This is a genomic window from Ectothiorhodospira magna (genome assembly GCF_900110965.1).
Classification (GTDB): Bacteria; Pseudomonadota; Gammaproteobacteria; order Ectothiorhodospirales; family Ectothiorhodospiraceae; genus Ectothiorhodospira; species Ectothiorhodospira magna.
Genome location: NZ_FOFO01000029.1, coordinates 17,555 through 30,045, shown reverse-complemented (window position 1 = coordinate 30,045; position 12,491 = coordinate 17,555). Strand labels below are relative to the sequence as shown.

Genomic DNA, 12,491 nt, shown 5'->3' with positions numbered 1-12,491 from the left:
GCCTTGGCGACGAGTAACCGTGCCTTGGCCCGATTGGCGCTGCCTTTCTGGCAGCGGGAGAGGGCTTTCTGCTTGCGCTTGAGGTTCTGCTGCGCCCGCTTGAGAAAGCGAGGGTTTTCGATCTTGCGGCCGTTGGAGTCAATGGCCAGATGGGACAGCCCCATATCCAGGCCAACGATCTTGGCGGCATCAACGTCTTTCAGCGGTGCCGGGGCGGCCTGCTCTGTTTCAAACAGCAAGGAGGCGTAGTGCTTGCCGGTGACGGTGCGGGTCAGGGTGATGCTTTTCAGTGTGCCCTCGACCTTCCGGTGCACCCTGGCCCTGATCGGTCCAAGCTTGGGCACCTTGATCCAGTCGTCGCCGGCCTTGACGCCGACACAGTGATAGCTGGACTGTTTGCCCCGCTTGCTCTTGAAGCTCGGATAGCCGGCCTTCTGCTGGGGATCGAAGAAGCATTGGAAGGCATGATCCAGGTTCAGGCATGCCTGCTGGAGGGCCATGGAATCCGCGTCTTTGAGCCAGCTATACTTGCGCGATTTCTTGGCGACCGGCAACAGCTTCTTGATGTCGTGTTTGGCGCTCAACGACTGGCCGTGGTGTTGGTAGCGATGGGATATGATGCGAAGGCCGGTGTTATAGACAAAGCGCACCGCGCCGAACTGGTAGTTCAGAAATGCCGCCTGTTCGGTCGTGGGGTAGATGCGTATCTTTGTGGCCTTCAGCATGTCAGTGCTCGCTGCTACAATAGCCATAGATTAAAAGCTATAACGGGGGATTTCAAGTGAGTGCGGATGCGTCTACCGACGAGGGCGGCACAGCGTCACAACGTTGAAAGCCTATGTTCAGGGGCAGAAGACACAAAAATAGGGCCGCCTGCGCGGCCCCCGCTGACCTCCCCGCCCGAGTGGGCGAGGGTTCACGCGGGTTTTTGCTGAGATTGTCGCAAAACAAGATATTGTCATTGGCACCAGGCCAGTGGCTGCCCCGCGAAGAGATGGAGCAAGCCTTCAACGAGCAATTCCCGGACCGCTACAGCCCGGCCATGCTCAAATCCCTGGCCCAAAACGTCAACGGCACCTGGACCCACGCCGGCTATCTGGAAGGGCGCAATAAAAAACACCGCACCGAGCCCGACATTCGCCCGGCCAACATCGCCTTTGCGCTGTTTCTTGGCTATCTGCAAGGCGCCACTGGCAACCGCCTGTTCAACACCGAATGGACCAAACTGTTTGGCTGCCGTCTGGAACACCTGCTGGAACTGGCCCGACAGGCCAGCCACGCCGGCCTTTTGAATTTCAAACACGCCAGCGACGTCGTGGAGATCACCTTTCCCGACTACCTGACCCAGGAAGAGGAGGGTTGGCTGCATGAGTAACCGGCTAAACCGTCTGCTGAAGAGCTACAGCGACCACATCAGCCTGCCATGGATCAGCGGCCTGGCCCATGAGCAGCGGGTGCTCTTCGCCGTCTACCACAAGGAAGACGAACTCAAGCTGCGCGCCCGCATCGAAGAATTTCGTCTGGCCACGGAGAGCGCCGGCCACCCCTGGCTGGCGCTGGACGTCACCCGGCTGTTTCCGGAATGGATGGCGCGGCAAAAGTACCGTGAAGATTACTTCGAAGACCCGGACAGTCTGACCCCGAAATACAACACCTTTGCCCGCCAGTCGGTCACCGCACTGGCCGAACGCATCCAGGATCAAGCCGACAGCAATACCCTGGTGGCCCTGATCGGCTGCGGCACCCTGTTCGGATTTGCGTCGGTCTCCGATTTTGTCAAGCAACTGGCCGAGCATGTGCCGGGGCGCCTATTGGTGCTGTTCCCCGGGGAATACGTCAACAATACCTACCGCTTGCTGGACGCCCGCGATGGCTGGGGCTACCAGGCCACGGCCATTACCGCGGACAACTGAACACCGGCACCCATTGCCGATTTGAATGAATGGCGCCCATGCGCACAGGGAGACCCTGGCTTGAACCGAATCCTGATCCTGGAAGATGAAGCGGTGATCCGCCGCGCCCTGCGGCGTCTTCTGGAACACGAAGGCTACCGCATCGATGAGGCGGCCTGTATCGCCCAGGCCCGTCAATGCTGCCGGGACACCCCGCCGGATCTGCTGATCTGTGATTTGCGCCTGCCCGATGGGGAAGGCATCGAAATGCTGGGGCATTGCGGCGATGCTCCGGTACTCATCATGACCAGCTACGCCAGCGTCCGTTCCGCAGTGGAAGCCATGAAACAGGGGGCAGCGGATTATATCGCCAAACCCTTTGACCATGACGAAATGCTGCTTTGTGTGGCCCGTTTGCTCAAACAGCAGCAACTGACCGGGGAGCAGGCCCAGTCGCGTCCGGAGCCGACAGGGGCAATGACCGACATGGTGGGGGACTCACCCGCCATGCAGCAGATCTGCAGAACCCTGGAAAAAGTCTCTCCCACCGATGCCACGGTACTGATCCGGGGAGAATCGGGCACAGGCAAGGAACTGGTGGCCAGGGCCATTCATCGCCAGAGTCGACGGGCCCAGGCCCCCCTGATCTCGGTCAACTGTGCAGCCATTCCCGAGGGTCTGCTGGAATCGGAGCTGTTTGGCCATGAAAAAGGCGCCTTTACCGGTGCCGCCCAGCGCCGTCAGGGGCTGGCGGAAGCAGCCAACGGCGGCACCCTGTTTCTGGACGAAATCGGCGAACTGACCCCTGCGGCCCAATCCCGTCTGCTGCGGGTGCTGCAGGATGGTGAAATTCGTCGGGTAGGGGCCAACAGCAGCCACAAGGTCGACCTGCGCCTGCTGGCGGCCACCCACCGGGATCTGGAACAGATGGTGCGGGAAGGGCATTTCCGTGAAGACCTCTACTACCGGCTCAAGGTGATGGAAATCACCCTGCCCCCCCTGCGGGACCGGCTGGAAGATTTGCCCCAATTGGCCAGTTTTTTGCTGGACAAGGCCTGCCAACGGTTGCGGCAGACGCCGGTGACCCTGGCGCCCGCAGCCCTGGCAGCATTGCAGGCTCACCGCTGGCCCGGCAATGTGCGGGAACTGGAAAATGCCCTGGAGCGTGCGGTGATCCTGGCGGATGGCGACACCATTGCCGCCGAACATCTGGGGCTGACCCCCGGCCCCACCCAGGACATGGCACCTGACACCAGCCTGGAAGACTATTTCCGCCGCTTTGTGCTGGAAAATCAGGCCCGGATGACGGAAACAGAACTGGCCCGGCGACTGGGTATCAGCCGCAAGGCCCTTTGGGAACGGCGTCAGCGCATGGGCATACCCCGCCCCAGGGCATGACCCTGTTACTTTGGGTAACAGCCGTTACCCGAGGTAACAACCCGCTGGGGCAGCCACGATCCAAGCCTTTGTTTTAAAAGGGAACAAAAAAACGGCATGATTCATGCTTCGATGGAGGTCGAGACCACGGCCATCCATGCCCATCATGCAGACAGAATCCGGTAACAACCCAGACCGACATCAGGGCGTCCTCATCCCCGTGATGGAATTTCTGGGCCGCCACGAACCCTTTGCCCGCATGGACCCAGTACATCTGGAATTTATGGCCAAGCGCCTGCGCCTGGTGTTCCATGCCCGTGACGAACAGATCCTCACCCCCCAGTCCGGCCCGGTAGACCGGTTTTTCATCGTCAAGCAAGGCCGGGTATTGGGAGAATCCCTGGACAGTAACGGCAACCCCATCAGCACCGCCTGGGTGCTGGCACCGGGGGAATGCTTTCCCATCGGTGCCCTGCTGGCCCGCCGGCCCGTAAAAACCCGTTACCGGGCCGCCGAGGATACCTTCTGTTTCGAGATGGACCGGGACGATTTCAATCATCTGCTCAAGATGTGCCCCGAATTTCATGATTTTTGTACCCGGCGACTGGCCAGCCTGCTGGATACGGTACAACGCCATGTGCAGTTCAGCACCGCCTCGGGACTGGGGGGGGATACCTCCCTGAACACCACCCTGGGGGAGCGCATCAACCGCCCGCCGATCACCTTTCGGCCCGAAGCCAGTATCCGCCAGGCACTCCAGGCCATGCAGGACGAACGGATCGGCAGTGTCATCGTCACCGATGACGAACAAAGGCCCCTGGGGGTATTTACCCTTCACGATCTGCTCAAGCGGGTGGCCTTGCCTGAAGTGGGGCTGGACCAGCCGATCAGTGCCGTCATGACCCCCGATCCGGTCACCCTGCCCTCCACAGCCTTTGCTTTTGAAGCCGCCATGCTGATGGCCAGTCACGGCTTTCATCATCTTTGCATCGTCGACCGGGGCCGGCTGCGGGGAGTGATCTCCGAAGGTGATCTGTTTTCCTTGCAGCGGGTGAGTCTGGCCAATCTGGGGCGATCCATGAGCCAGGCGGAGGATGTGGAAGCCCTGGCCCGGCTGGGCACCGACGTGCACCAGCTCATCGGACAGATGATTGCCCAGGGGGTGCGGGTGGACCAGATCACCCAGATCATCGCCATGCTCAACGACCAGCTTACCCGGCGCATCATTACCCTGTGTCTGCAGCAGGCCGGCGGTGATATTCCCGAATTTGACTGGCTCTCCTTTGGCAGTGAGGGGCGTCAGGAACAAACCCTCAAGACCGACCAGGACAACGGCATGTTGTTCCTGCCCCAGGACGGCATGACCGCCGACCAGATTCGCGCCCGGCTGCTGCCCCTGGCAGAACAGATCAACGAGGCATTGCGCATCTGCGGCTTCCCCCTGTGCCGGGGACGGGTCATGGCCAACAATCCGGAATGCTGTCTGAGCCTGGATGAATGGCGCACCCGGTTTTCCCGCTGGATTGAACAGGGCACCCCCGAGCATCTGCTCAAGGCAAACATTTATTTCGATTTTCGGGTGCTCTACGGCGGCGAGCAGCCGGGAGCCGGTCTGCGGGCCTGGTTTTTGGAAAAAACTTCCAAAAACAGCCGGTTCCGCCGTCAGATGGCCGAAAATGCCCTGCGCCTGCGGCCCCCGTTGGGGTTTTTTGGCGATTTCAAGGTCACTTCCGGCGATGGCCGCCATCCCCGCAGTCTGGACCTCAAGGTCAATGGCACCACGCCGTTTGTTGACGTGGCCCGCATCTTTGCCCTGGCCCTGGAAATGCCTGACAGCAACACCACCCGCCGCTTTGAGGCCTGTGTCGAGGCTGGCGTGATGCAGCGGGAAGATGTGGCAGCCTGGCTCAATGCCTACCACTACATTCTGCTGCTGCGGATGCGCAACCATCACGAGCAGGCCCAGGCCGGCCAACCGCTGAGCAATTTCATCAATCCCGAGCGCCTGGATGAATTGGAGCGACGGATTCTCAAGGAATCCTTCCGGCAGATCCGCAAGCTGCAATCACGCCTGGCGCTGGAATATCAGTTGTAGATCAGGGCAGCCCAGATCAGGGGCAGCGTCCATAGCCTGGAACAGCACAAGACACCCAACCCCTTGATGCACGCTTCAAGATGGAGGCAATACCACATGCAGTCTGACCCTAACCCGGCATACCGAATGTATCGGAGGAGTTCATAATGAGTGAAAAAATGAGAGATCTTCTAAAAAAGATCCTGGCTGAAGAAACCAGTATCAGCGCCAAAACCAAGGAGCAGATCCAACAGACCCTGGCATCCGCCGGCAGCCAGTCCGAGCAGAGAAGCGCCTACTGGAAGGCCAACCTGAATATCCTCGGCTGGTGTCTGACGGTGTGGTTCATTGCCGGCTTCCTGTTGCCCATCTTCATGGTGGACGCGCTCAACACCATGTCCATCGGCGGCTATCCGCTGGGCTTCTGGATGGCGCAGCAAGGCTCCATCTACACCTTCCTGGTGCTGATCTTCTTCTATGCCTGGTGGATGAACCGCCTGGACAAGAAGTTCGACGTCCACGAAGAATGATAACGACTGGGGGATAATTCGATGGATCTTAAATTAATGATTTACCTGGTGGTCGGTGCCACCTTTGTCGTCTATATAGGCATCGCCATCTGGGCCCGGGCCGGCAGCACCGGGGAATTCTATGTGGCGGGCAAGGGGGTCAACCCGATTGCCAACGGCATGGCCACGGCGGCCGACTGGATGTCCGCGGCCTCGTTCATCTCCATGGCGGGCCTGATCGCCTTTTTGGGTTACAGCGGCTCGGTCTACCTGATGGGGTGGACCGGTGGCTACGTGCTGATGGCCCTGCTGCTGGCACCGTACCTGCGCAAGTTCGGCAAGTTCACGGTGCCCCAGTTCGTGGGGGATCGATTCTACTCCAACGGTGCGCGCATCGTGGCGGTGATCTGCCTGCTCATCATCTCCATCACCTACGTGATCGGGCAGATGCGCGGCGTGGGGATTGCCTTCTCCCGCTTCCTGGAAGTGGACATCCTCTGGGGTCTGATCGCCGGCATGAGCATCGTGTTCGTGTACGCCGTACTCGGCGGCATGAAGGGCATCACCTACACCCAGATTGCCCAGTATGTGGTGCTGATTTTTGCCTACACTGTCCCTGCGGTGTTCATTTCCATTCAGCTCACCGGTCACTTCCTGCCCCAGACCGGTCTGGGCGCCACCCTGTCCAGCGACGACAGCCGTTACCTGCTTGAAGCCCTGGATGGCATGATGGTGGACCTGGGATTTGCTGAATACACCACCAATGCCACGTTCAGTACCTTGAATATGTTCCTGTTGACCATGGCGCTGATGATCGGTACCGCTGGTCTGCCCCATGTGATCATTCGCTTCTTTACCGTGCCCCGGGTACGGGACGCCCGTAAGTCCGCCGGCTGGGCCCTGATCTTCATCGCCCTGCTCTACACCACCGCTCCGGCTGTGGGTGCCATGGCCATGTACAACCTGGTGAACACCCTCTACCCCGGCGGTGTGGGCAACGTCAGCGAAGCCATGGTCTACGACGAGCGTCCGGACTGGATGCGCACCTGGGAAAACACCGGCCTGCTGCAGTTTGATGACAAGAACGAAGATGGCCGTATTCAGTACTACAACCAGAACAACCCGCCGGCCTTCGTGGCAGAAAACGACCTGCAGGGTGATGAACTGGTACGTCTGGACCGTGACATCATGGTGCTGGCCAACCCGGAAATTGCCAGCCTGCCCAACTGGGTGATCGCGCTGGTGGCAGCCGGGGGTATCGCAGCGGCCCTGTCCACTGCGGCGGGTCTGTTGCTGGCCATTTCCTCGGCCATCTCCCATGACCTGCTCAAGGGGGTGTTCATGCCCAAGATCTCGGAAAAGAACGAGCTCATGGCAGGACGCATCTCCATGGCAGCGGCCATCCTCCTGGCCGGTTATCTGGGGCTTAATCCACCAGGCTTTGCGGCGGAAGTGGTGGCATTGGCCTTCGGTCTGGCGGCATCCTCCCTGTTCCCCGTGCTGATGCTGGGCATCTTCTACAAGCGGATGAACAAGGAAGGCGCCATCGCCGGCATGCTCACCGGTCTGATCACCACCCTGCTGTATATCTTCCTGTACAAGGGCTGGTTCTTCATTCCGGGGACCAATTTGCTGGCGGATGACCCCAGTGGATGGATCCTGGGTATCTCGCCCCAGGGCTTTGGTACCATCGGTGCGGTGCTGAACGTCACTGTGGCACTGATCGTCTGCAAGCTGACGGCCCCGCCGCCCAAGGAAATTCAGGAACTGGTAGAAAGCGTGCGTGTACCCCGCGCCGATACCGCCTGATCTTCCACCCAACCGGGGGCCTGCTTTGCGGGCCCCTTTCCACACAATCGATCAAGATGTCTGTGCCGGCGTCATGCCCAAAAGCGTGGCGCCCACACAGACTGCTTGTTTGTCACCCGATCGGAGCGATGGCCAGAACGATGTCGGATGGGCATGATATGGGGTTTCCCCGCACCAGCCCGGAAGACGAGACGGATGGATGTAAAGACGCTGATCGTTCAGGTCAAGGAGGCTGAGTCACGACACGATCTTGAACAACTGGGACAGCAACTTCCGGTACTGCAGATTCATCTGATCCGCACCGGGGCCGATGCCCATGTACTGGGACATGCCATCTCTGACCTGGCAGATGCCTTCACGGGGCGCTTTATCCAGTTGGCAGAGATGGCCCTGGGACCACCGCCCATGCCCTATGCCTGGGTTGCCTGCGGCTCCCAGGGGCGTCGGGAGCAAACTGTACACACAGACCAGGACAATGCCTTGATCCTGGCGGCGCCGGTGGATCGGGCCAGCAGCCATTATTACGGTCAACTGGCAGAACAGGTGACCACAGGCCTGGATCACTGCGGATTTACCCAATGTGCCGGGGCGGTGATGGCCCGTAATCCCCGATGGCGTCAACCCCTGGATGTCTGGGAAGCCCGTTTCAGGGACTGGATCAAACAACCGGAACGGCAGTCGGTGATGCTGGCCCAGAATTTTCTGGACCTGCGAACCATCCACGGAGATCGCACACTGCTGGAACATTGGCATCATCGGGTGCTTGCCCTGGCCCGGCAACATACGGGATTCATGGCAGCCCTGGCCCTGGAAGCCCTGCGGGACCGCCCCCCTCGCTGGCTGCCCGGCGGCACCCTGTTTCGGTGGACTGGAGGGTCATCCATGCTCAATATCAAGCGGGCCGGTATCATTCCCGTGGTGAGCCTGGCCCGCCTGCTGGCCCTGACCGATGGGGTCATGGTCCGGAGCACCCGGGAGCGGCTCCAGGCGGCCATGGCCTGTGGGCGTCTGAGTGAAGCCGGTGGCCGGGACTTGATCGCCGCCTGGGACTGGATGACCCTGATACGCGCCCGGCGCCAGGTTGATGATCTGACCCAGGGCCGGCCACCGGATAATCGCCTGGATATGGCAGCCTTGCCCCGGCAAGACCGCCACCGGCTGCGGGCAGCATTTCAGGTGGTGCGGCTCATTCAAGACACTACGGGTCGCCGGGTCGCCAGTTTTTTGCTTCAATAGGGTGCGTCGCTGCACACAAATGTAGCAGTAAACATAACTGCAGGTTATGCTGAACCCGGCACCCAGGGGCGCAAGGTGGCGACAGAATACGGGCAGTACGGTCTGTGGCAACCGCAACACAATTTTTGACCATCCCCAAAAATAGGGGGTGAGCGATGTTTCAGAGGTTTTTTTGAGGAGGAACCCATGTCGGAAGTAAATATTCGCCAAGTACCCAATGACTTCGCCGCCAGCGCTCATGTCAACCTGGAACAGTACGAGTCCATGTACCGCCGGTCGATACAGGACCCCAACACCTTCTGGGCCGAACAGGCCAAGACCTACCTGGACTGGTTCCAGCCCTGGGATTCCGTGCTGGAAGGCAACTTCGAGGGCGAAGCCCGGGTCACCTGGTTCAAGGGCGGCAAGCTGAACGTGGCCCACAACTGCCTGGACCGCCACCTGGATACCCGGGGTGACCAGGCCGCCATCATCTGGGAAGGCGACGATCCTTCCGAAGACCGCACCATCACCTACCGTGAACTGCACGCCGAGGTCTGCAAGTTCGCCAACGTGCTCAAGGCCAAGGGCGTCAGCAAGGGTGATCGGGTCTCCATCTACCTGCCCATGATCCCCGAAGCCGCCGTGGCCATGCTGGCCTGCGCCCGCATCGGCGCCGTGCACTCCATCGTCTTCGGCGGCTTCTCTCCGGATGCCCTGCGGGACCGGATCCAGGACGCCGAGGCCAAGGTGGTCATCACCTCCGACCAGAGCCTGCGCGGCGGCCGCAAGGTGCCCCTGAAGGGCAACGCGGACAAGGCCGCGGCCCAGTGCCCCAGCATCAGCACCATGGTCGTGGTCAAGCGCGGCGGCGAACCGGTGGAATGGAAGGAAGGCCGTGACGTGTGGTACCACGAGGAAGTGGCCGCCGCCGCCGCCGACTGCCCCGCCGAGCCGATGGACGCCGAAGATCCGCTGTTCATCCTCTACACCTCCGGCTCCACCGGCAAGCCCAAGGGCGTCATGCACACCACCGGCGGCTATCTGCTGCAGGCAGCCATGACCCACAAGCTGGTGTTCGACTACAAGGACGGCGAAGTCTACTGGTGCACCGCCGACGTGGGCTGGGTCACCGGTCACAGCTACATCATCTACGGCCCGCTGGCCAACGGCGCCAAGAGCCTGATGTTCGAAGGCGTGCCCAACTATCCGGACAACGGCCGTTTCTGGCAGGTGTGCGACAAGCACAACGTCGCCACTTTCTACACCGCTCCCACTGCCATCCGCATGCTGATGGGTGCCGGCGACGAATTCGTCACCAAGCACCAGCGCTCCACCCTGCGCCTGCTGGGCACCGTGGGCGAGCCCATCAACCCGGAGGCCTGGGAGTGGTATCACCGGGTCGTGGGTGACGGCCGCTGCCCCATCGTCGATACCTGGTGGCAGACCGAGACCGGCGCCCACATGATCGTCAACCTGCCGGGTGCCGTGGACATGAAGCCCGGCTCCGCCACCAAGCCCTTCTTCGGCGTGGAGCCCCTGCTGGTGGACGACCAGGGCAACGAGATCACCGAGACCCCGGCGGAAGGCAACCTGTGCATCAGAAATCCCTGGCCGAGCATGATGCGCAGCCTGTGGGGTGATCACAAGCGTTTCGTCGAGACCTACTTCAAGATGTACCCAGGTCTGTACTTCACCGGTGACGGCGCCCGTCGTGACGAAGGTGGTGACTACTGGATCACCGGTCGCGTGGACGATGTGCTCAACGTCTCCGGTCACCGCCTGGGCACCGCCGAGATCGAATCCGCCCTGGTGCTGCATCCCAAGGTGGCCGAGGCCGCGGTGGTGGGCTATCCCCACGACATCACCGGTCAGGGCATCTACGCCTACGTCACCCTGATGGCGGGCGAGGAAGGCGACAAGGCCCTGGCCGATGAACTGGTGAAGCTGGTGCGCACCGAGATCGGGCCGATTGCCAAGATCAACCTGATCCAGTTCGCCCCCAGCCTGCCCAAGACCCGTTCGGGCAAGATCATGCGCCGCATCCTGCGCAAGATCGCCGCCAACGAACTGGAGAACCTGGGGGATACCTCCACCCTGGCTGATCCGGAAGTGGTGAACGTCCTGATCGACAACCGCCTGAACAAGTAATTCCGTTCAGGCATCAGGGATGACCTGCGGGGGCATGGCATCGCCATGCCCCCGTGCTTGTTTATGGGACCCGCTTCAATCGCTCCAACGGTCCCGCAGACTGGCCCGATGCCATCGTAGCCACTGCAGGGCGATGAGGGTCATGGCGTTATCCACCTGCATCCGGTCCAGCCGGTCGAAGGCCTCCTCCGCGGGCAGCACATGAACCCGGATATCCTCCCCCTCATGGGCCAACCCGTGAATCCCACCCACGTCCGACAGATCCGCCTGCCCCACAAACAGGGCAATCCGCTCTGAGCAGCCTCCAGGAGTGGAATGATAGTCATGGATATGAATCAGCGCCTGCAACTGGCAACCGGCTTCTTCCATCGCCTCCCGCCGGGCCACCGCCTCGGCCTGTTCTCCGGTATCCATGACACCGGCAACAATTTCCATCAACCAGGGGCCATGAGGTGAATCCACCGCCCCCACACGGAACTGCTCTACCAGCAGCACCTCATCCCGCAGGGGATCATAGGGCAGCACCCCCACCGCATGGCCCCGATCCAGCACTTCCCGCTCGATGACCAGCGGGTCGCCACCGGCAAAACGACCATGGGCGATACGCAGACGCCGCAGGCGGAAAAAGCCCCGATAGAGGTCTTCGGACTTGAGTATTTCCCATTTCATGCAATCATAACCCCATGGACAGCAAGGATACCGGCGCACATTTATGAAAGACCTGCTCACATTACTGGAATCCCTGATCGGCCGCGAGGCCACGGTGGACGGCATCCACTGCGAGGTGATCGAAATTCTGGAGGCCGGCCCCCGGGTGGTGGTGGGCCAGATGGACGGCGACCATGTGATCCAGCCGGACCAACATGGGGAACCCCACCGGCGGGTACTGCAGACCTTCACCCTGCCGGTACTCAATGACCAGGCCACCGACATTCATCCCGTGATCGCGGCGATGGCAGGAGAGCCTCTGTCGGGCCGGATCCGGGAGGCGCTGCAGGCAGAACATCGGCTACCGTGAGTCCTGCCGTGGACACCCTGTGTGGCAATACCAGGGAACATCTGCCAATGATTGCTGATCCAACCCTCAAGTCTGCGGTTAATCTGCCGACTTCCTGACTGAGGGGCCTTTTGCAGGTGCCTCGGACATTCATAACCCAAAGGTGTTTTATTATGGACGTCAACGCAGTTGCCAATCTGGCCACCCAGATGTCCCAGCAACAACTGAACCAGGATCTGGGCATGGCAGTCCTCAAAAAGGCCATGGACACCCAGGCCCAAAGCGCCCTGGCCCTGGTGGAGGCCCTGCCGGATGCCGGCAGCACCGCACTCCCTCCCAATCTGGGTAATACCATCAATACCACAGCCTGAACCTCCCCTATCAGGCCCTGGGGGCCGGGTTGCCCGGCCCCTTCCATCCCGCAAATTCCCACATTCCCTGCCCGCCCTTGGGCAACTTCCAGTCAC

12 protein-coding genes are annotated in these 12,491 nt (G+C 60.9%); 10 read left to right on the top strand and 2 right to left on the bottom strand.

Going from position 1 to position 12,491, the window contains the following annotated elements; genetic code table 11:
- Nucleotides 1-725 (bottom strand): RNA-guided endonuclease InsQ/TnpB family protein (locus BMX62_RS11220; protein WP_143339762.1); only part of this gene is annotated, 725 nt, incomplete at its 3' end.
- Between the two features lie 236 nt (nucleotides 726-961).
- Here BMX62_RS11220 and BMX62_RS11215 point away from each other — a divergent pair.
- The 8 genes from BMX62_RS11215 to acs all read left to right on the top strand — a co-directional run bounded on the left by BMX62_RS11215 (nucleotide 962) and on the right by acs (nucleotide 11,027).
- Complete coding sequence (locus BMX62_RS11215; RefSeq protein ID WP_090208928.1) at nucleotides 962-1,375, top strand: hypothetical protein; 414 nt, start codon at nucleotides 962-964, stop codon at nucleotides 1,373-1,375.
- The gene (locus BMX62_RS11210; protein WP_090208924.1) at nucleotides 1,368-1,913 is read left to right on the top strand and encodes a BREX protein BrxB domain-containing protein; all 546 of its coding nucleotides are present in this window, start codon (nucleotides 1,368-1,370) and stop codon (nucleotides 1,911-1,913) included. Before BMX62_RS11215 ends, BMX62_RS11210 begins: the two co-directional genes overlap by 8 nt.
- A gap of 60 nt (nucleotides 1,914-1,973) precedes the next feature.
- Nucleotides 1,974-3,290: a sigma-54-dependent transcriptional regulator gene (locus BMX62_RS11205; RefSeq protein WP_090208921.1), complete on the top strand. Its 1,317-nt coding sequence runs from the start codon at nucleotides 1,974-1,976 to the stop codon at nucleotides 3,288-3,290.
- 145 nt (nucleotides 3,291-3,435) lie between these two features.
- Complete coding sequence (locus tag BMX62_RS11200; protein WP_090208940.1) at nucleotides 3,436-5,364, top strand: putative nucleotidyltransferase substrate binding domain-containing protein; 1,929 nt, start codon at nucleotides 3,436-3,438, stop codon at nucleotides 5,362-5,364.
- A 236-nt stretch (nucleotides 5,365-5,600) separates the two neighbouring features.
- Nucleotides 5,601-5,873, top strand: coding sequence for a DUF4212 domain-containing protein (locus tag BMX62_RS11195; protein ID WP_238375976.1), 273 nt, complete (start codon nucleotides 5,601-5,603; stop codon nucleotides 5,871-5,873).
- Nucleotides 5,874-5,894: 21 nt separating this feature from the next.
- Nucleotides 5,895-7,661 carry a sodium:solute symporter family protein gene (locus tag BMX62_RS11190; RefSeq protein WP_090208916.1) on the top strand — a complete coding sequence of 589 codons (1,767 nt, stop codon included), beginning with the start codon at nucleotides 5,895-5,897 and terminating at the stop codon, nucleotides 7,659-7,661.
- 195 nt (nucleotides 7,662-7,856) lie between these two features.
- A complete protein-coding gene (locus tag BMX62_RS11185) occupies nucleotides 7,857-8,897 on the top strand; it encodes a DUF294 nucleotidyltransferase-like domain-containing protein (protein ID WP_162273542.1) in 1,041 nt (346 codons plus the stop codon).
- Nucleotides 8,898-9,083: 186 nt separating this feature from the next.
- On the top strand, nucleotides 9,084-11,027 hold the full coding sequence (gene acs / locus BMX62_RS11180; RefSeq protein WP_090208910.1) for an acetate--CoA ligase: 1,944 nt from the start codon (nucleotides 9,084-9,086) through the stop codon (nucleotides 11,025-11,027).
- 75 nt (nucleotides 11,028-11,102) lie between these two features.
- Here acs and BMX62_RS11175 read toward each other — a convergent pair whose 3' ends face one another.
- Entirely contained in the window at nucleotides 11,103-11,696 is a 594-nt protein-coding gene (locus tag BMX62_RS11175) for an NUDIX domain-containing protein (RefSeq protein ID WP_090208906.1), read from the bottom strand.
- A gap of 43 nt (nucleotides 11,697-11,739) precedes the next feature.
- Here BMX62_RS11175 and BMX62_RS11170 point away from each other — a divergent pair, with 43 nt between their 5' ends.
- Entirely contained in the window at nucleotides 11,740-12,045 is a 306-nt protein-coding gene (locus tag BMX62_RS11170; protein ID WP_090208903.1) for a hypothetical protein, read from the top strand.
- A 152-nt stretch (nucleotides 12,046-12,197) separates the two neighbouring features.
- A complete protein-coding gene (locus BMX62_RS11165; protein ID WP_090208900.1) occupies nucleotides 12,198-12,395 on the top strand; it encodes a YjfB family protein in 198 nt (65 codons plus the stop codon).
- Nucleotides 12,396-12,491 lie beyond the last annotated feature (96 nt).